Origin of the sequence: Mesonia mobilis DSM 19841 (assembly GCF_000423405.1) — a bacterium.
GTDB lineage: Bacteria > Bacteroidota > Bacteroidia > Flavobacteriales > Flavobacteriaceae > Mesonia > Mesonia mobilis.
Genome location: NZ_AUHX01000006.1, coordinates 136,870 through 157,450, shown reverse-complemented (window position 1 = coordinate 157,450; position 20,581 = coordinate 136,870). Strand labels below are relative to the sequence as shown.

At 36.7% G+C, this 20,581-nt stretch carries 18 protein-coding genes; 4 read left to right on the top strand and 14 right to left on the bottom strand.

Features of this window, described 5'->3' with window-relative positions; genetic code table 11:
• Nucleotides 1–36: 36 nt before the first annotated feature.
• The 3 genes from G551_RS0106675 (at nt 37) to G551_RS0106665 (ending at nt 2,082) form a co-directional block, all read left to right on the top strand.
• Nucleotides 37–585, top strand: coding sequence for a hypothetical protein (locus tag G551_RS0106675; RefSeq protein ID WP_027884827.1), 549 nt, complete (start codon nt 37–39; stop codon nt 583–585).
• 83 nt (nt 586–668) lie between these two features.
• Nucleotides 669–1,571: a S66 peptidase family protein gene (locus tag G551_RS0106670; RefSeq protein ID WP_027884826.1), complete on the top strand. Its 903-nt coding sequence runs from the start codon at nt 669–671 to the stop codon at nt 1,569–1,571.
• A 151-nt stretch (nt 1,572–1,722) separates the two neighbouring features.
• On the top strand, nt 1,723–2,082 hold the full coding sequence (locus G551_RS0106665; RefSeq protein ID WP_027884825.1) for a YraN family protein: 360 nt from the start codon (nt 1,723–1,725) through the stop codon (nt 2,080–2,082).
• An 81-nt stretch (nt 2,083–2,163) separates the two neighbouring features.
• Here the strand turns inward: G551_RS0106665 and mfd are convergent, their stop codons facing one another.
• The 14 genes from mfd to G551_RS0106595 all read right to left on the bottom strand — a co-directional run bounded on the left by mfd (nt 2,164) and on the right by G551_RS0106595 (nt 17,189).
• Nucleotides 2,164–5,544, bottom strand: a complete 3,381-nt coding sequence (gene mfd / locus G551_RS0106660) for a transcription-repair coupling factor (RefSeq protein ID WP_027884824.1) — start codon at nt 5,542–5,544, stop codon at nt 2,164–2,166.
• Between the two features lie 78 nt (nt 5,545–5,622).
• Nucleotides 5,623–6,009: a VOC family protein gene (locus G551_RS0106655; protein ID WP_027884823.1), complete on the bottom strand. Its 387-nt coding sequence runs from the start codon at nt 6,007–6,009 to the stop codon at nt 5,623–5,625.
• The gene (locus tag G551_RS0106650) at nt 6,006–6,464 is read right to left on the bottom strand and encodes a DUF1801 domain-containing protein (RefSeq protein ID WP_027884822.1); all 459 of its coding nucleotides are present in this window, start codon (nt 6,462–6,464) and stop codon (nt 6,006–6,008) included. The genes G551_RS0106655 and G551_RS0106650 overlap by 4 nt, the downstream gene beginning before the upstream one ends.
• A 72-nt stretch (nt 6,465–6,536) precedes the next feature.
• Nucleotides 6,537–7,487: a 2-hydroxyacid dehydrogenase gene (locus G551_RS0106645; protein ID WP_027884821.1), complete on the bottom strand. Its 951-nt coding sequence runs from the start codon at nt 7,485–7,487 to the stop codon at nt 6,537–6,539.
• Between the two features lie 149 nt (nt 7,488–7,636).
• Nucleotides 7,637–8,059, bottom strand: coding sequence for an acyl-CoA thioesterase (locus G551_RS0106640; protein ID WP_229797274.1), 423 nt, complete (start codon nt 8,057–8,059; stop codon nt 7,637–7,639).
• Nucleotides 8,060–8,323: 264 nt separating this feature from the next.
• The gene (gene mgtE, locus G551_RS0106635) at nt 8,324–9,676 is read right to left on the bottom strand and encodes a magnesium transporter (protein ID WP_027884819.1); all 1,353 of its coding nucleotides are present in this window, start codon (nt 9,674–9,676) and stop codon (nt 8,324–8,326) included.
• Nucleotides 9,660–10,520, bottom strand: a complete 861-nt coding sequence (rsmA, locus tag G551_RS0106630; RefSeq protein WP_027884818.1) for a 16S rRNA (adenine(1518)-N(6)/adenine(1519)-N(6))-dimethyltransferase RsmA — start codon at nt 10,518–10,520, stop codon at nt 9,660–9,662. Before rsmA ends, mgtE begins: the two co-directional genes overlap by 17 nt.
• Nucleotides 10,521–10,693: 173 nt before the next feature.
• Nucleotides 10,694–11,002, bottom strand: coding sequence for a DUF4286 family protein (locus G551_RS0106625; protein WP_027884817.1), 309 nt, complete (start codon nt 11,000–11,002; stop codon nt 10,694–10,696).
• Nucleotides 11,003–11,033: 31 nt separating this feature from the next.
• Nucleotides 11,034–12,824: a tetratricopeptide repeat protein gene (locus G551_RS0106620; RefSeq protein ID WP_027884816.1), complete on the bottom strand. Its 1,791-nt coding sequence runs from the start codon at nt 12,822–12,824 to the stop codon at nt 11,034–11,036.
• Nucleotides 12,825–12,967: 143 nt separating this feature from the next.
• Nucleotides 12,968–13,228 (bottom strand): Txe/YoeB family addiction module toxin, encoded by a 261-nt coding sequence (locus G551_RS0106615; RefSeq protein WP_027884815.1) that lies wholly within the window; start codon nt 13,226–13,228, stop codon nt 12,968–12,970.
• Nucleotides 13,229–13,477, bottom strand: coding sequence for a type II toxin-antitoxin system Phd/YefM family antitoxin (locus G551_RS0106610; protein ID WP_027884814.1), 249 nt, complete (start codon nt 13,475–13,477; stop codon nt 13,229–13,231).
• A gap of 132 nt (nt 13,478–13,609) precedes the next feature.
• Nucleotides 13,610–14,881, bottom strand: coding sequence for a serine--tRNA ligase (serS, locus tag G551_RS0106605; RefSeq protein WP_027884813.1), 1,272 nt, complete (start codon nt 14,879–14,881; stop codon nt 13,610–13,612).
• 54 nt (nt 14,882–14,935) lie between these two features.
• Nucleotides 14,936–16,255: an HTTM domain-containing protein gene (locus tag G551_RS0106600; RefSeq protein WP_036243446.1), complete on the bottom strand. Its 1,320-nt coding sequence runs from the start codon at nt 16,253–16,255 to the stop codon at nt 14,936–14,938.
• 1 nt (nt 16,256) lies between these two features.
• A complete protein-coding gene (locus G551_RS0106595) occupies nt 16,257–17,189 on the bottom strand; it encodes a bifunctional riboflavin kinase/FAD synthetase (protein ID WP_027884811.1) in 933 nt (310 codons plus the stop codon).
• Between the two features lie 75 nt (nt 17,190–17,264).
• Here G551_RS0106595 and G551_RS0106590 point away from each other — a divergent pair, with 75 nt between their 5' ends.
• Nucleotides 17,265–20,549 carry a reprolysin-like metallopeptidase gene (locus G551_RS0106590; protein WP_027884810.1) on the top strand — a complete coding sequence of 1,095 codons (3,285 nt, stop codon included), beginning with the start codon at nt 17,265–17,267 and terminating at the stop codon, nt 20,547–20,549.
• The last annotated feature ends 32 nt before the right edge of the window (nt 20,550–20,581 follow it).

Here is a 20,581-nt window from a genome sequence, read left to right as displayed (position 1 = left end):
AGCGCCTACATTTGACAGAAATCTAACAAATCTATTATGAAAAAACATTACTTATTAATTTTATCAATTTTTACAGTTTTCGCTATCACTTCTTGTAGTAGCGATGATGATTCTGGATCAAACTCTAACGGATCAAACGCCTCTAGCGATAGCTATTTAGAAATAGAAGGTGACAGCTATCAATTAAGATCTGGTGTTATTGAGGACTACGGAGAAGGTAGTAATGAGACTTTTAACTTTGATATTACATTGATTAGCGCTAGTGTAACTTCGATTAATGGTGAATTTATTCCTGAAGGTGATTCTTATACCGGTATTTATTTTGAATTGTGGTCTGACAACTCATCTGATCTAGCTGAAGGAACTTATTCTTATAGCAACAGCGAAGATGGTTTTACTTATACTTATAGCGAGATTCATAAAGACATAAGTACAGATACATTTACTGGAGAATACATCGATATTACCTCAGGAGAATTAGAAGTAAATAAAAATGGCAATAATTATGAGTTTACTTTTACAGGAACTACATTTGATGGTGACGATATCTCTATGTATTACAGCGGAAGCTTAGTAGAGTATTAATGCTAAAGAAAAATTCATTTTTAAAAGGAAGACAATCGTCTTCCTTTTTTTATTTACTTTTATGAAGTAAATATTAGGCTTTTATGAATCTTCCTGATTATCTATCTAAAAACGATAAAGTTGCCATTATTGCAACGGCGAGAAAAGCGAATAAAGAAGATCTCAAACCAGCTATTGAGTTATTAGAAAAATGGGAGCTTCAACCTGTGATTGGCTCAAGTATTGGTCTGGAAAAACATCAATTTGCGGGAAGTGACAAGCAGCGAGCAAAAGATCTTCAACAACAATTAAACGATCCTGAAATAAAAGCGATTTGGTGTGCAAAAGGTGGTTACGGAACAGTAAGAATTTTAGATCGCATCGATTTTTCAGTATTTAAAAAAAATCCGAAATGGATTATTGGTTATAGCGATGTAACGGCGTTGCATTCGCATATAAATAACTTCGAAATTGCTAGCCTTCACGCACAGATGTGTTTAGGTGTAGCAACTAAATCTGAAGCTAGTCGGGAAACCTTAAGAAAAATTCTTTTTGGAGAAGAACTGAATTATCAATTTCCTTCCTCTAAAATGAATAAAACAGGAACTGCTGAAGGCGAATTGGTAGGCGGAAATTTATCGGTACTCTATTCACTCTGCGGAAGTAATTCTGCGATCAATACACAAGGTAAAATTTTATTTATCGAAGATTTAGATGAATATCTTTACCATATCGATCGAATGATGCAAAATCTCAAACGAAACGGAATGTTAGAACATCTTGCCGGATTAGTGATTGGCGGAATGAGCGATATGAACGACAATACAATTCCATTTGGGAAAACTGCGGAAGAGATTATTGCTGAAACCGTTGCTGAATATGATTATCCGATCGCGTTTAATTTTCCGGCAGGTCACATCGAAGACAACCAAGCTTTAATTTTTGGAAGAAATATTAAACTTAAAGTTACAGATCGAGGTTCTAAATTGAATTACCTAAAAGATTAATCAACTTTATTTGATTATATTTATATATCATCACGTATTGCTGAACTTGTTTCAGCATCACATATAATTAAAAAAACATAATTTCAATCCTGCTTGGTGATAACAATTCAATATTAACACCAAAAGATTTCTGCCTGCGCAGGAAATAGCTATGGCACAACATAATGATTTAGGCAAAAAAGGGGAACAACTAGCCGTAGATTTTCTACAGCAAAAGGGCTTTACTATTTTAGAGCGTAATTATCGTTTTCAAAAAGCTGAAGTCGATATTATTATCCAAAAAGAAAATTTAATCTGCGCGGTGGAAGTAAAAACTAGAAGTACTCCGGAATTTGGCAATCCGCAAGAATTTGTAAAACCGAAGCAGATTCAACAGTTGGTGAAAGCAATGGATTTTTACATTACCGAAAATGATCTTGATGTTGAATTACGTTTTGACATTGTAGCGATTATCAAAAATAAGCTCGGCACTCAAATAGAACATTTAGAAGACGCTTTTCTTTATTTTTAAATACAATCCCAAATTATAATTTCAAAAACCTCACAGGTTTTGGAAACCTGTGAGGTTTAATTTTTATTTTCCAAGAAAAATCTAAGCTTCCACCTCAGCAGTTTTCTTTCTAAAATCTAAAGGCTGTAAAGCTTTTAAAGCTTTTTCGATAGAATTAATCCTTTCAAAAGTCAGTAATAATCGTAAACCGTTTCTGGTTTTCTTTTCTTTCATCTTGCAGGCGTTAGGATGCGTTTGCACGTATTGCAAGACTTTGGTAAACGTATTGGTTTGGTAGAAACTCGATTGCTGATCGGCAATAAAATAACCGATCAATTTATTTTGCTTCATAATAATACGCTCTAAACCGATTTTTGAAGCGATCCATTTTATACGAACGCTATTCAGCAAATCAACGGCTGGAACCGGTAATTCTCCAAAACGATCGACCAGTTCAGCTTCATATTTCTCTAACTCTTCTTCCGTTTTCAGCTCGTTCAGCTTGGTATATAAATTCAGTCGTTCTGCGATATTATTGATATAATCATCTGGGAACAGAATTTCAAAATCGGTATCGATCTGCGTTTCTTTTACGTAATCTTTTTCTTCAGCATTTTCCTGATCGGCATACAAGTCTTTAAACTCGTTTTCTTTCAGCTCTTCGATGGCTTCATTCAGAATTTTCTGATAGGTATCAAAACCAATTTCATTGATGAATCCGCTTTGTTCACCGCCTAAAAGATCTCCCGCACCACGAATTTCCAAATCTTTCATTGCGATATTAAAACCACTTCCCAGGTCCGAAAACTGCTCTAGCGCCGTCATTCGCTTACGCGCTTCTTCGGTCATCGCAGAATATGGCGGCGTGATAAAATAACAAAATGCCTTTTTGTTGCTTCGCCCTACCCGACCACGCATTTGGTGCAGATCTGATAGTCCGAAATTATTCGCATTATTTATAAAGATCGTGTTCGCATTGGTGACATCTAATCCACTTTCTATAATTGTGGTTGAAACCAAAACATCAAATTCCCCATTAATAAAACTCAGCATCAATTTCTCCAATTTCTTCCCATCCATCTGGCCGTGACCAATGCCCACTTTCGCATCGGGAACCAAACGCTGAATCATTCCGGCAACTTCCTTAATATTTTCAATTCGGTTATGAATAAAGAATACCTGCCCACCACGCTGAATTTCATACAACACGGCATCACGAATGGTTTCTTCGGAAAAACGGATCACGTTCGACTCGATCGGGTAACGATTTGGTGGCGGAGTAGTTATTGTAGATAAATCTCTTGCTGCCATTAAACTAAACTGAAGCGTACGCGGAATTGGCGTTGCCGTGAGTGTTAGCGTATCAACGTTTTCTTTGATGGTTTTCAACTTATCTTTTACCGCAACACCAAACTTTTGCTCTTCATCAACAATCAGCAGCCCCAAATCCTTAAATTTAACCGACTTATTCACCAACTGATGCGTCCCAATAATAATATCTACGGTTCCTTTTTCAAGATCAGCAAGGGTTTCACGACGTTCTTTTGCGGTTCTAAACCTGTTTAAATAATCAACCGTTACCGGTAAATCTTTTAAACGTTCAGAAAAAGTTTGATGATGCTGAAACGCTAAAATCGTGGTTGGCACTAAAACCGCCACCTGTTTGCCGTTATCTACCGCTTTAAAAGCTGCACGAATCGCAACTTCAGTCTTCCCAAAACCAACGTCCCCACAAACCAAACGATCCATTGGACGTTCGTTTTCCATATCTTTTTTAACTGCTTCGGTCGCGGTGCTTTGATCTGGTGTGTCTTCATAAATAAATGAAGCTTCCAGTTCGTGCTGCAAATACGAATCTGGCCCGTAAGCAAAACCTTTCTGCAAATGTCGTTTTGCGTATAATTCAATTAAATTATAAGCAATATGTTTAACACGGGCTTTGGTCTTTTTCTTCAGGTTTTTCCAGGCATTACTACCCAGTTTAAAGATCTTTGGTTCCTTCCCGTCTTTTCCGTTATATTTTGAAATTTTATGTAGCGAGTGAATGCTCAAATACAAGATATCACGTTCGCCATAGATCAATTTGATCGCTTCCTGCTTTTTGCCTTCCACATCTATTTTTTGCAGTCCGCCAAACTTTCCAATCCCGTGATCGATATGGGTTACATAATCGCCAACCGTAAGATTGGTCAATTCTTTCAGTGTTAGTGCCTGCTTTTTCGCATAACCATTTTTTAAGCTGAATTTATGGTAACGTTCAAAGATCTGATGATCTGTGTAACAAACATTTTTTGCCTGCTCATCAATAAATCCCTGGAAAAGGGAAAGTACCACCGTCTTGTATTTTACCTCTTTCTCCTGATCTTTAAAAATATCGTGGAAACGCTTCGCCTGCTGTTCGCTTCCGCAGAAAATATAATTAGAATATCCTCTCTCCTGATTTTCAATTAAATTATTGATCAATAAATCGAACTGTTTATTGAACGAAGGTTGCGGAGTCACAAAAAATATGATCTCCTTTTTCGGTTTTAGATAGGCCTGATTGCTTAATTCAGCCACCGAAAAGTTAAGGAGTTGTTTTTTTATTAATTCTGAAGTACAAAAAAGTTCTTTAGGCTCACTTTGTTTAATTTCTCCTGAAATTTTTTCGAAAGCTTCTTCTGCTTTACTGAAGAGCTTATCGATCTGCGCGGTAAAAAGATCGAGATTTTTAACGAATATCAGCGTATTATCGGCGACATATTTTAAGAAACTCTCCCGAACCTCATCGAGCTTTTTATTCTCGACATTCGGCATTATCGAAATCTTGTTCACCTTATCGGTAGACAATTGCGACTCGACATCGAAACTCCGGATACTATCTACTTCATCTCCAAAAAATTCGATTCGGTAAGGTTCGTCATTACTGAATGAAAACACATCGATAATCCCACCACGCACTGAAAATTCACCAGGTTCAGTAACAAAATCTACTCGCTTGAATTTGTATTCAAACAAAACTTCGTTTACAAAATCGATCGAAAGTTCGTCATTCACCTTGATCTTTAGGGTACTTCTGTCGAGTTCCTTCCGCGTAACAACTTTTTCAAAAAGCGCATCAGGATAAGTTACGATCACCGCCGGTTTCTTACGCGAATTGATTCGGTTTAAAACTTCGGCACGTAAAAGCACATTCGCATTATCTGTTTCTTCGATCTGGTAAGGCCTGCGGTAACTGCCGGGATAGAACAACACATTGTCCTCGCCAACTAACTGCTCGAGGTCGTTTAAGTGATAAGCAGCTTCTTCCTTATCGTTTAAAACCATCAAAAATGGGCGCTTGGCATCTTTAAAAGCATTCGCCACCACAAAAGAAAGTGACGAACCAACAAGGCCTTTTAGATGAATTTTATCGGTATTTTTTTCAGAAACGGCAATAGCGTCCCGCAATTCCTGCTGTTGCGGGGATTGTGCAAAACTTTGGGCGATTGTAGATGTACTCATTGCTGCAAAGATAATTGCTGTGTCGAGTAACTACAATAGTCTTAGGATTTTTTAACGATATAAAAATATAGAGGAAGCTTATTTAAAAGCTTCGTCTTTAGGTTCCCAAAGTTCAATTTTATTGCCTTCAGGATCTAGAATCCAACCAAATTTTCCGTAGCTGTATTCTTCCGGTTCGCCAACAATAGTTATGCCTTCTTCCTTTAGAGCAGCTAGCAAATCCTCTAAATTTTCAACACGAAAATTCATCATAAATTGTTTTTGTGAAGGCTGAAAATATTCAGTTTTCTCATCCATTGGGCTCCACTGCGTCGAGCAATCGTTACCTTCTTTATCTTTCCACCAAAAAGTGCAACCGTATTGATCGGTGTCTAAATCTAAATGCTCTTTGTACCAATTTTTTGCGGCATCGGGATTTTCAGATTTAAAGAAAAATCCGCCTAAACCGGTGACTCTTTTTTTCATTTTTTCTGGAGATTAGTTTCGTAAATATTGATAAAATCTTCCGGAGTCATTTTTTCGCAGAGTTCTGCAATTAACTCATACGGAATATGTTTTACATTTTTAAAGCGAACGCAGCTTTTGCCCATATCTAACTTGGTTTTTACGTGCTTAGGATATTCTTGCTGCCACCATTTTAATAAATCAGGATCGGCATAAATACCGCTATGGTAAAGTGCCACAAAATTTTTCTGACTAGCAATACTCATAAACGGTAACGGTAAACTAGGATCGCAATGATAACCGTCGGGATAAATACTTTTAGGAATCACATAACCGACCATCCCATAACTTAAACATTCTTGAAAACCGGAAGGTAGATTTTCAACGATCGTTTTTCGCAACTTGGCAAATGCTTCTTTACGTTCTTCGGGAACATTGGCTAAATACTCTTCTACGGAATCTGCTTTGATCTGCATATTTTCAAGAATTAAGTTGAAGGATTCTTACAAACTTAATAAATGCTTGCTAAAATTTACAACTGCTGAAGTTTAAGATTTTGAAACGAATTCTGCTTTGATTTTATCGACAATTACCTGCGCCAATTTTCGTTTACTTTCAATCGTCCAACCCGCTACGTGCGGAGAAAGCAAAACGTTTTCAGCATTTATCAAATATTGAAAAGCCTCTGGCATTTGCGCTGCGGAAGTAAATAAATTTTCAAAGGAGGTTTTTTCGTATTCTAACACATCGAGCCCGGCGCCTAAGACTTTGCCCGACTTTAGAGCTTCTACCAAATCTGAAGTTACCACACTTTGCCCGCGACCGGTATTGATAAACCAAAAATTATTTTTAAATGAATTGATGAATTTGGCATCAACCATACTATTGGTCGTTTCTGTTAATGGCGTATGTAAACTAAGTACTTCTACGTTTTGCTGAAATTCTTCTAAACTCACTTGTTTGGCAAATTGATCGCCTACATTTTTTTGAATATCGTAACACAACACCTTAACATCGAAACCTTGCAACTTTTTAGCAAAAGATTTTCCCATATTCCCGTAGCCAATAATTCCAACGGTTTTGCCTTCGAGTTCTACTCCGCGATTTTCTTCTCGCAGCCATTTACCGTTTCTTACTTCTTGATCGGCTTTATTCAGTTTATTGAATAGTGAAAGCAACATTCCCAAGGCGTGTTCTCCAACGGCATTTCGGTTACCTTCCGGAGCTGAAAATAGTTGGATGCCTTGCGCTGAAGCAAATTCGGTATCGATATTTTCTAGTCCTGCGCCTAACCGACCAATGAATTTTAAGTTTTTCGCTGCGGAAATAAAGGCTTGATCGAGTTTAAAACGACTACGAATGATGATCCCATCGTAAGCATCGATTTTCTGTAGAATTTCTTCTTTGGAAGAAGAATAATCTTCTTCGTTACTAAAACCTAATCCTTGTAGCTGTTCTAAGATTAAAGGATGGTTTTTATCGAGGTGAAGGACTTTCATTATTTTTAATGTTATTTTATTAATTTATGTAAAACATGAAGTTATGCGTCATGCTGAACTTGATTCAGCATCTCATCGTGTGTTAAATATAATTACAAGCCAGATGAGACCTTTCGACTCCGCTCAAGGTGACATTACAATTTACCTAACTAATCTTCAAAAAAAGGTTCGGTGATTTCTGGAGTGATGCGCGCGGGACGATGACTTTGTTTTTCGATTAAACACCACAAGGTTTTGGCTTGCGCGATAATTTTATTATCCTTTTTTCGAATCACCTCAACCCGACGTTCACTTTTTACGCCTTCGTGACTTTGGATCCAGGTTTTTAAAATGAGTTTTTCGTTTAAAAATGCCGGACTTTTATATTCAATAAAATGGTTAAGTACTACCCAACCGTATTTTTCTCTTAACTCTTCTGAAGTTTTTAAGTTCCAATGTTTTTCTCCTACATCTTGCACCCATTGCAAATAGGTAACATTATTTACGTGTTTTAAATCGTCGATATGTTCGGGTTGTACTTCAATTTCGTATTGAAAGGGGATGGGTGTCATTCTTCTTTTGCTTTTCTTCAAATGTAGGAATATTTTGAATAATAAACCCTTCCGCCTTCGGCACCTTCCTTTAGAATGAGAGGAAACTTTATCTTAAAATGAGCTGCTGAAATAAACTCAGCATAACGATGGTAATTCTATTTATAAATCACAATATAATCGATTTCTTTTGCGTGAGGGATAGTAGTGGCATCCTTTTTTGTTGTGCTTCGACAAGCTCAGCATGACAACAAAAAAGATATAACGGATAGCCCGACCCGATAGGGTCACGCCCAAATGAATTTTCTAAAAACCAAGAATAAGTTTGGCAATACTGAAGTAAATAAGAATTCCGCAAATATCGTTACTCGTCGTAATAAACGGTCCGGTAGCCATCGCAGGATCTATGCCTTGTTTGTCTAAAATAATTGGCACAAACGTACCGATAAGCGAAGCGGTAATAATTACTGAAATCAGGGAAATGGCAACGGTCAAGCCGAAATCGAAATCTAAGTTAAGCAAGAAAACTCCGCCTAAAACCAGCAACAACGCCAGCACAAAACCATTGAGTAAACTGAGTAAAACCTCTTTTATCAGACGATTAAGTAAAGAACCTCGCAACGAATTATTGGCCAAACCTTGCAACACGATCGCAGACGATTGCACGCCTACATTCCCTGCCATTGCAGCAATTAAGGGAACGAAGAAGAATAAAGCTCCGTGTTTTTCCATCGCGCCATCGAAGGTTTCTAAAACATTTACACTTATAAAACCTCCTAAAAGTGCGAGAATTAACCAAGGTAAACGCGCTCGGGTGAGTTGCCAGATGCTACTGTCTGCTTCGACATCTTCAGAAATACCGGCCGCCATTTGGTAATCTTTTTCAGCTTCTTCACGGATAAAATCGACAATATCATCGATGGTTATTCGACCGACTAATTTCCCCATTTCGTTTACGACAGGAATGGCTTCTAGATCGTATTTTTGCATTATACGCGCCACTTCTTCGCCTTTGGTATCGACGGAAACATAATCTACTTTATTGATATACACATCGCTGATCTGCGCGGTGCTTGGTGCGGTAATTAAATCTTTAAGCGAAAGTCTGCCTTTTAATCGGTTTTTATTATCGACCACGTAAATAGAATGTACGCGCGTCACATTTTCTGCCTGATCACGCATCTCGCTCATACAACCGGTAACACTCCAATTCTCGTTAACTTTTACGAGCTCTTTTGCCATTAAACCTCCGGCAGAATTCTCGTCGTAACGCAGAAGATCTACAATATCGTCGGCGTGTTGCTCGTCTTCGATATTGGCGATGACCATTTCTTTAATTTCTGGAGAAAGTTCACCAACGATATCGGCAGCATCATCGGTATCCATCTCTTCGATCTCTTCTGCAATTTCTTTAGCAGAAAGATTATTGAGGACTTTTTCTCGGTCTTCTTCATCGAGCTCCATCAAGACTTCTGCCGTCTTATCGCTTTCTAGCAATTTAATGACGTAAGTAGCATCGTCGAGGGAGAGTTCTTCTAAAGTTTCAGCAATATCGGCGTGGTGCATATTTTCAAATTGCACCAATAGCTCCTTGTTGTTTTTATCTTCAACAAGGTTTTCTATTTTTTCTATAAACTCCCGACTAATCTGAAACTGCATCGTGTTGTATCTTTTGGGTGAGTTCTAAAAATTGGTCGACCGATAATTGTTCGGGTCGCTGGCCAAAGATACTATCTTCTTTTAATTGCGGACTAAGGTCGAAGCTTTTTAAACTGTTTCTTAACGTTTTTCTTCGTTGTTGAAATGCGGTTTTCACCACTCTAAAGAATAATTTTTCTTCTACAGGAAGGCTGAAATCTGCTTTTCTAATTAAGCGTAAGACACCACTATCTACTTTTGGCGGCGGATTAAAAACACTCGGCGGGACGGTAAATAAATATTCGGCATCGAAATAGGCTTGCGTGAGTACCGAGAGAATTCCGTAGGTTTTGCTACCTTCTTTTTCGCAAATGCGTTGCGCCACTTCTTTTTGGAACATCCCGGTAAACTCCGGCACTAATTCTTTATTCTCTATCGCTTTAAAAACAATTTGAGAAGAAATATTGTAAGGGAAATTACCGGTAACGGCAAATGGTTCTCCATTAAAAAGTTTTTCTAAATTCATCTTTAAAAAATCGGCTTCGATCACCTGAAAATTCTTGGTAGAAATTGAAGGATGATCTAACGCGAACGACTGATTAAGGTACTCGATCGATTCGGTATCTAGATCTGCGGCGATTACATTTTTCCCTTTTTGTAAGATGTATTTAGTGAGTACTCCCGTTCCCGGACCAATTTCTAACACGTTCTCATAACCGTTTAGGGTTAGCGTATCGCCAATTCGCTCGGCAACTTCTTCATCTTTTAAAAAGTGTTGCCCTAAATGTTTTTTAGCCTTTACAGGATCTGGAGCGTAATGCTTTTTAGACGGTTTTTGTTTTTTATGGGAGTATTTTTTCTTCATTTTTTAGAAGGTGTTTTAACTTCAGAATCCTGATTTCGAATAAAAATCTAAAACTTCTTTGAATTGAGATTGAAGTTGAAATTTGGTTCTCGATATAATTTTGCTTCGCTTTGCTTCACAAAATCACTCGAACTGACAAATTTTAGCTTTCAATCAACTAATCATTGAAAAAATTACTGTTCAGAAACTACTTCTAACTCGGTTCTAAAAAACACGGTTTTATCTTTAAAACGTTGCGATTGCGCTCTAAGATTTTCTGCATCTTCTTGATAGTAGCGTTCTAACATCGCTTTGCTTTCTGCCTTATATTGTACCGAATAAGTAACGCCGCCCATTGGTTCTTGCACCAAAACTTTGGTCATCATAGCGTTTAAAAATTTTCCGGTATCGAGCATTTGCGGGATGTGTTCTTGCTTCATCCAAGTAAGCCACTCATCGTGAACCTCTTCACTTACATTTATGGTAACGTTGTAAATAATCATCGCTTTAAAGTTTTAAAGCTGCAAAATTGCATTATTCTAGTTGATCGCCACGTAATATGCGGTATTTTTTTCGGGATTCGACAAAGAAAATACTATCGGCAAAATTAAAAATGATCTGTTCATAGTTCTCTTTGGCTTTTTCGGGTTGGTCGAGCTGATTTCTATAGAGTTCTGCTAAATAATAATAAGCATCGTCTGCTAAAATATCTTGCGCGTAATACTGAATAATTTGCTGGTAGTTCTCTTCGGCTTTTTCATATTCACCCAATTCTTCAAAAAGTTGTGCTTTTCTCAGCAGCGCTTCATCTTCAATTTTTTCTCCTTTATGCTGAAGTAAAATCGTATCTAACACCGCTAAGGCTTTTTCATTTTTATGCTGAAAAGTATATAAATCGGCACGTGCAAAATATTTTAGTGCCGTTTGGGTGGAATCTTCTAAAGAATTATCTGAAATTAATAAATTAAGCTGAAGCGCATCGTTGGCAATTAGTTGACTCGTGGCACTTTTTAAAACTTTTAGTTGCGTTTGCGCCCATTTAAAATCGCCTTTATAATAACTGGTTTTAGCAACTTTAAAAGTGGCTTCTTGCGCCAATTCGTTATTTTGAACCAAGTTTTGCACCTGACTGTAGTAAATTAATGCCTGATTAAATTGCTCTTCTAACACCAAAATATCGGCTAATACCATTTTGGTTCTCGCTTCTTCAAATCGGTTAATGCGTTCTTCGAGTGCGTTTCTTAAAATCGTTTTTGCGGCTTCATTTTCATTTTTTTCAAAAGCTAAAAATTTAGCGTATTGTAATTGTAAACCGAGCGTATTTCGTTGTTTCCCGTATTGCTGAAATACTTCTTGAAAACGTGCATCGATCGCTACTTTTTCTTCTGAAGTTACGCTATGCTCGATCTGAATTTCGAATAATAACTCGTATGCTTTTAAGCGCTGACTTTCAACCGCAGCGGTTTCGATGGTGTAGTTTAAAATTTCTTTGGCAGTTTTCGGCTCGCCATTATCGTTGGCGATTTCTGCCAACTCGGTAATTTTACGCAGGTTTTTATCGGGTGAACGTTGATAAATGGCTTTCTCCTGAATAAATGCTTTTTTATATTCTTGCTGTTGTGTAAACAACCAACTAAGCATCTGGTTGTAAAATAAGTCGGGTTCTTGCTGAATGCGTTTCAGCAGTAATTTTCTTAACACCTGATTGGCTTCATTTGCTGAATCTTCGGTAATATATTCTGAAAAGTTTCTGTTTACCGCGTAGAAATATTCAGGTTTTTGTTTGATAAGGTCGAGGTACGTGCCAAACATTTCTTCCAACTTTCCTTGTTCGCCATAAATTCTTGCCAGCTGGATGATAAAGTTAGGATTAGGTTGTTTTTCTAAGCCTTTCTCGTAAGTAATCGCTGCTTCATCTAATAAATTGTAATTCTGAAATGCGCGCCCAACGGTGTAAGCGTAATTGGGAATTTTATCGATTTTATCGATAGCCTGCTGGTAATATTCTTCGGCTTTCTCTTGTTGATCTTGCAACTGATAATTATAACCGATCTCGACCAACAAATTAGGGTAGATCGTATTTCTTTTGCTGAAATCGATCAGGTATTTTTCTGCCTCTTCGTATTGTTCTAGTTCTTGCAAACTTTTTACCAATCCTTGCAAAAAGCTCAAACTACCATTGCTTTTTTGGTACAACTTTTCGTAAACCGATTTGGCTTTCTCAAACTCTCCTTGATCAAAATAGTTTTGAGCGATTTTCTCTGATTGTGAAAACGCTGAAAAGCTTAAGCCGAATATAAAAAGTAGGGTAATTAAAAAACGCATCTTGCTAAGATAAGCAAAATGCGTTTTTGATCTATTGTTTTTAAAGGGAATTATCTTTTTGAAGTTGAAACCCTTCTACTTGAAGTTAGAACCCTTCCGCCTTCGGCACCTTCCCTTAGAAAGGGAAGGAACGTTTTGAAAGTCTATTTTCCGTAGTGATATCGACAGGCAGCAATAAATAATTGATCTTCTTCAAGTTTGTACACCAAGCGATGTTCTGAAGTTATTCTTCGTGACCAATAGCCTTGTAAATCTCCTTTTAAAGCTTCCGGTTTACCTATTCCTTCAAATGGAGTTCTCATTGCACTTTTGATAAGCTGGTTGATTCTTTTAACCATCTTTTTATCAACTTTCTGCCAATAGAGGTAATCTTCCCAAGATATGCTAGACCAGATTAATTTCATTTATTCAATTAAATCTTTTTCTATACCGTTTTCTGCTTCTAACTCTTGAATCGATTTTAGTAAAACATCTCTATTTTTTCCAGTCAATAAATAAGTGGTTTCTTTAAGCGAATTGTATTCATCTAAAGAAATCAACACCAGGTCTTTTCCGTTTTTTCTTTTAATAATGATATCGCTAACATCATTAATTACCTTATCAAACCAATGCTTAAGGTTTGAACGAAAGTCTGTATAATTTACTGTTTCCATAAAACAAATATAGCTAAAAGTACTTAAAAAAGTACTTTTAGCTATATTTTATATTTTCAACTGTTTTTCTTTTAAAACCCTTCCGCCTTCGGCACCTTACCCTTAGTAAGGGAAGGAACTTTTTGGAAAGTTCTAATTAATCATATCGAAACCGGTGTAAGGCACTAAAATTTCAGGAACTTTTATCCCTTTTTCAGTTTGGTAATTCTCTAAAATACCGGCCATTACACGAGGTAAAGCTAATGAGCTTCCGTTTAAGGTGTGCACCAATTCTTTTTTTCCTTCTTTGTTTTTGTAACGTACTTTTAGTCGGTTAGACTGAAAGGTTTCAAAATTTGAAACTGAAGAAATTTCTAACCAACGATCTTGCGCGGTAGAAAATACTTCAAAATCGAAAGTTAAGGCTGAAGTAAATCCTAGATCGCCACCACAAAGTCTTAACACACGATAAGGAAGTTTTAATTCTTTTAAAATATCTTTTACGTGCTCAACCATTTTATCTAAAGTGGCGTAAGAATCTTCCGGTTTTACCAAGTTTACCAATTCAACTTTATCAAATTGGTGTAAACGGTTTAAACCACGAACGTGCGCGCCGTAAGAACCTGCTTCTCTACGAAAGCAAGGCGTAAAAGCCGTACAACTAATTGGTAATTGTTTTTCTTCTAATAAATCGCCTCTAAACATATTGGTAAGCGGCACTTCTGAAGTCGGGATTAAATACAGATCATCGTTTTGCACGTGATACATTTGCCCTTCTTTATCGGGTAATTGCCCAGTACCATAACCAGATTCTTCATTTACCACTAAAGGCACTTGATATTCGGTATAACCGGCTTCTATATTTTTATCTAAAAAGTAAGTGATTAAAGCGCGTTGTAATCTGGCTCCTTTTCCTTTGTAAACAGGAAAACCAGCTCCGGTAATTTTGTTTCCTAATTCAAAATCGATCAGGTCATATTTTTTTGCCAATTCCCAATGCGGAAGACTTCCTTCTGCTAAAACAGGAACGTCCCCTTCTTTATAAACCTCTTCATTATCTTCTTCATCTTTACCAGCAGGAACAGATTCGTGCGGAATATTGGGAATGGTGTATAAAAGCTGATTTAATTGTTCTGAAACCGCATTCAACTTTTCGCTTAATTCTTTCGACTTTTCTTTTAAATCGCCGGTTTGCTCTTTTACCTTATTGGCTTTTTCGTGCTCTCCCGATTTAAACAACAACCCAATTTCTTTGGAAAGTTTATTAGATTCTGCTAACGTATTGTCTAACTCGGTTTGAGTTGAACGACGTTCTTCGTCTAACGAAATTACTTGCTCTAAAATACTTTCTGCTTCAAAATTTCTCTTTTTTAAAGCTTGTACATAAACCTCTTTGTTTTCTCTAATGTGAGCTACTTGTAACATTGGGTTGAATTTTTCTGTTTAATTAAAGGCTCAAAGTTAATTATTTCGGCGTAACTAATCTTCATCTTCGTGAAGTAAAATCCAATCGTTATGAAAGAAATAATCCCACTCGGCTTCTGCCATATTTACTTTTGGGTCGATAAGCTGTTTTCGCTCTTTGTAGTTTACACTTACACGAGCATTGACGTAAATTTCAATTTCTTCTCCTTTTTCAGCATAAATTTCTTTTAAACGCTGTGAGAATTGCCAAATTACATCGGGTTTTGTACTGGCTTGTCTAATTTGTTTTCGGGTAAGGTAATCTCCCTTTTTCACGTAGTTCACTTCACCTGTAGTTTTATTAACGATTTTGTAAGAAGCGAGTCCGCTTTTGCTGCGCAACATCATTCGCCAACTCATGCGGTGGCCTTCTTCTGTCCACAACACATCGCCTTTAATTGCCCAATGACGAAGTGGGATTAAAATTTGAAGCGGAAACCAAACACAAAATATTCCGATCAATAAATTACGATGTTCCGGGACGATGACTTCTGCTTGATCGTAGAATGGTTTTTTATATAGAAAACGTCGATGCACCAATTCCGCAGAAAAGAAAAATAAACAAAATGCCAACGACAGATACGGGAAAATGCCTATTCTGAAAACATAACTATTGAATAAATGAAAGAATATTGCCAGACAAAACATCGGGAGTCTGGTTTTTCGATACAACAATAACGGAACGATAAGTAAGTCGAATAAAATTCCGAAATATAAAATCACATAATGCGTCCATTTTTGCTGAAGAATTTCACCAACCAACCAATAATCTTTTTTGCCTTTCATGAGCATTGCCGGCACTTCACCGCTTAACCAATCGGGATAAAGTTTAGCGACGGAAGCGTAGGTATAAACAATCCATAACTGAAAAACGATAAACAACACCACCCAACGCGGCATCGAGATTTGTTTGAGCTTGGGGTTGAGTTTTACATCGACCGACGCGTAAGTATTTGCCGGAACAATCAACATAAATATTAAGATAAGAATGAGCAGGTAATAATGGTTATTGTAACTAGACTTTTGCATTAAATAAACGCACGTCCACATTAAGGTATAACCCGAAATGCTCCATTTATATTTATAGCCGATCATGACAAAAACACCCAACAGTCCCATAAGACCGTAATAAAAATACATTCCGTTTCCCGGAAGTGGTTGCAGGAAATCGAACCCAATAAAGTTGAATGTAAATTGAGGCTCGATGAGTGTTCTGCGAATCCAGCCGGTGAAAATTGCTCCCCAAGCTTCAAGCGTAATTAGAAAACCAAAGCATATTCTAAATACTATTAAAGAACTATTATCTACCCGCTGAAATAACCACTTATTAAGCACTTTACTGAGTTTTAAATTGATGGATGTACTTTTCTGAAAAAGCCTGATCTTCTTTCATGGCTTCAATAAGCTCTTCGACACCGCTAAACTTCTTTTCTTCACGAATGCGTTTAAGCATTTCTATTTGAAGTTTTTTACCATAAAGGTTTTTGTCTAGGTTGAAAAAGTAAGTTTCAATAGTTTTTTCTGAACCTCCAACGGTAGGATTGTAACCAATATTCATCATTCCAAAAAACTCTTCATTATTAATTAAAGCTTTCACTACGTAAACTCCCGTTTTAGGAATAAGTTTATAAGCTTCTTCAATTTTTAAATTAGCCGTGGGAAAACCTAGATCTTTCCCTAAACCTTTACCTTTTACGATGATTCCCGTAAGTAAAAAGTTACTTCCTAAATATGTATTTGCTTTTTCGACATCGCCTTCTTGAAGTGCTTTTCTGATTTTGGTTGAACTTACCGCAACCTCATCAACATCTTGTTTAGAGATTTCCTCAACTTCGAACCCATATTTTTCTCCGTATTTTTTTAGGTCTTCGATATCGGCATTTCTATTTCGACCAAATCGATGATCGTAACCAATGATTACTTTTTTTGCCTGAAGTTTTTTCACTAAAACTTCTTCTATATATTCTTGCGCAGTTAATCTAGAGAAAGCGCGTGTGAATGGATGTATAATTAAATGATCAATGCCTGTATTTTCAAGAATTTGTTTGCGCTCTTCGATGGTATTGATAAGCTCAATACCTACTTCTTTTTGCAACACCATTCTCGGATGTGGAAAAAAAGTTAGCACCGCAGATTCTAAGGCTGAATTTTCTGCAGATTCAACTATACGTTTTATAATTTTTCGATGACCTATATGCACTCCATCAAATGTCCCGATGGTGATTACGGTTTTACTTAAAGGTTTAGAAAACTCTATTTCTCTCTTCATAAAAACTACTAGTTGTTAGTTTAATTATTCATAAATAGCTAACTTTGAAACATTAAACCCTATAACTTATTTTACATGAACACAAATTTACATTATGTTTTAGGTTTGTTCTTGTTTTTCTTGACTTTTTCAATATCAGGACAAAACAATTATTGGACTGAAACATCGAAAAGTAACTTAACCGATTTAGAAAAAGCTAGAAGAAGCTCAACTCCTAAAAATTACTCTTTATATCATTTAGACATTGAAGCTTTTAAAACAGCGTTAGAAGATGCTCCCGAAAGAGGCTCATTAAACGGCCAAGCTCCGGTAATGATTAGCTTCCCTATTAGTGACGGACATTTTGAAAAATTCAATGTAGTGTCTTCTTCAATTTTAGAAGGAGAACTTCAAGAGAAGTATCCTAACATCAGGACTTATAAAGCAACAGGAATTGATGATCCTACAGCAACTATGAGATTTAGTGTTACTCAATTTGGAGTACATACTATGAGCTTATCAGGAAAGAGAAATGCTGAATACATCGACCCCTTCACTATAGATGGTAAAAACTATATTGTTTACAACAGAAAGGACTTAAACAATAACTCGCAAAACTTTGAGTGCCTTACAGATGATGTTAAACTACCATCATTAGAAGGAAATGCAACTAATAGAATGTTAGATGCAGATGATAGTACTCACAGAACCTACCGCTTAGCACAATCTTGTAACGCTGAATATGGAAATCTATTCGCGACTCCAGGTAATGAAGTTGAAGCTATTCAAGCTCAAATGACCTTAACGATTAACCGCGTTAATGAAATTTATGAACGAGACTTAGGCATCACCTTGATTTTTGTCGAAAATAATGATGAGCTTATCTATTTTGGTAATATTTCTCAAGATCCTTGGAGTGGAGAATTTATCAATACCACACAACAAGTTAATGATAATACAATTGGTGATAATAATTATGACCTAGGTCATAACTTTAACACTTCTGGCGGTGGTCAAGCCGGATGCATAGGTTGTGTTTGCCAATCTGGTGTTAAAGGTGGAGCCTTTACAGGTAGCCCTAACCCAACTGGAGATGCTTTTGATATTGACTATGTCGCACACGAAATGGGACACCAATTCGGAGGTTATCATACCATGAATACTTGTAGTCGAAGTGGCGACGGTACAACAGAGGTTGAACCTGCAAGTGGTAGTTCTATTATGGGGTATGCAGGAATTTGCCCTGTAAACGTTCAATCTAACAGTGATGCTCATTTTAATTTTGTAACTGTTAGAGATATAACAAATAATATTAAAAATGGTCCAAGCAGTTCTTGTCCTGAAGAATATACAATTACAAATCAAGCTCCTATTGCAGATGCAGGTGAAGATTATACAATCCCAGCATCTACCGCTTTCGTTCTAGAAGGTTCTGCAACAGACCCAGACGGTACAGAATCTTTAACCTATAATTGGTCTCAAAATGACACTGAACAAGCGCCCGGAACTGGATCACCACAGCCTACTTGGGAAGTTGGACCATTATACAGATCTATATTACCATTAGATAGCCCACAAAGATATCTTCCTAACTTACAAGATGTATTAGATGGTGACTTAACACCTACTTGGGAAGTAACCCCTTCTGTTAGTAGAGAAATGAATTTCTCTTTTATCGTAAGAGATAACGGTAGTGGCTTCTCAGACGGAATCGGACAAACAGATTCAGACCTGATGACTGTTACTGTAAATGATCAAGCAGGACCATTTACGGTTACTTCTCAAAATGAATCTAATGTTACCTGGTATGAAGGAGAAAATCAAATTGTTACTTGGGATGTTGCCAACACAAATACAGCTCCGATTAATGCTACTAATGTTGATATTTACCTAAGCACGAATGCAGGACAAACATTTGAAACAACACTAGCTTCTAATGTTCCTAATAATGGTTCTGCAACTATTACAGTACCACTTGGGACCTCTACCAATAATGCGAGATTGATGGTTAAAGCATCAGAAAATATCTTTTATGCTGTGAACCAAGAAGAGTTTAATATTGAAACTTCATCTTTCTTTTTTACTGTAGATAACCTTACTAATGATGTTTGCGCCCCAAATACTGCAGAATATAGTTTCACTTATAATACTAATAACTCATTCTCAGGATCAACAAATTTTTCAGCAGAAAACCTACCTGCAGGTTTAAATGCTACATTCAATCCGAGTTCAGGTTCATCTAATGATACTGAAGTTACGTTAACTATAACTGGAACAGAAAATGTTGATTTCGGTACTTATGAATTTGACATTACAGGTAACTCAGGCACAGAAAGCTTCTCTACTTCATTAAGTTTAGGAGTATTTGACTCATCCTTAGAAACACCTGATTTATTAACACCAAATAACGGACAAACAGGAGTAAACCAAAACCCTGTACTTACTTGGGAAGAATTACCTAATGCAAACACCTATCAACTACAAATAGCTAGTGACGAACAATTCACAGCTATAATTGTAGATACAGAAACAGAGAATAATACCTATGCATTTACAGAATCTCAATTAAACACTAACTATTTTTGGAGAGTTAAAGCTTTTAACCCCTGCTCTGAAACTGAATTTGCAAATTTTTTCGAATTTCAAATTTCAGATTGTTCGGTTTGCCCAGCAGAAGGTAATTTAGATTTTAATACTGGAACAACACTTGTTAACTTCAATACAATCAACAACCCTACACCTTCTAATAAAGAAAACGCATATAATGACTTTACAGATATTTCAACTCAAGTTGTTATCGGAGAAACGTATGATATGACCATTAATATCAATACTGACGGGAATTATATTTGCGGCACATTAGTTTGGATAGACTGGAATCAAAACTGTAGCTTTGACGACCCTGGTGAAGAATATGACCTAGGAGCTGCTTTAAATGTAGCTGATGGTATAACAAATAATTCCCCTTTAGGCATTACTGTTCCTGATGACGCAGCACTTGGTGAAACCATTATGAGAGTAAGCACGAGATATGAAGTTTATCCTGAAGCTTGCGGAATAGGTTTTGATGGTGAAGTAGAAGATTACACAGTTATCGTTACCGATGAATTATCTACAAGCTCTAACGAACTAGCAGATAGTTTTGCAATTTACCCTAACCCTAACCAAGGTGAATTTACGGTAAGCTTAAGGTCTGAAAACCCTTCTCCTATCAACATTAATGTATTTGATATTACAGGAAGAAAAATCTTTACCCAATCTTACGAGTATCAGCATGATTTTTCACAAAACTTGCGATTAAATCAGGCTCAAGCTGGAGTTTACTTTGTAAAAGTAAGTAACAGAAATAACAATGTTACTAAGAAAGTGATTGTTGAGTAATTCATTCAATTTTTAAATCATATAAAAAAAGG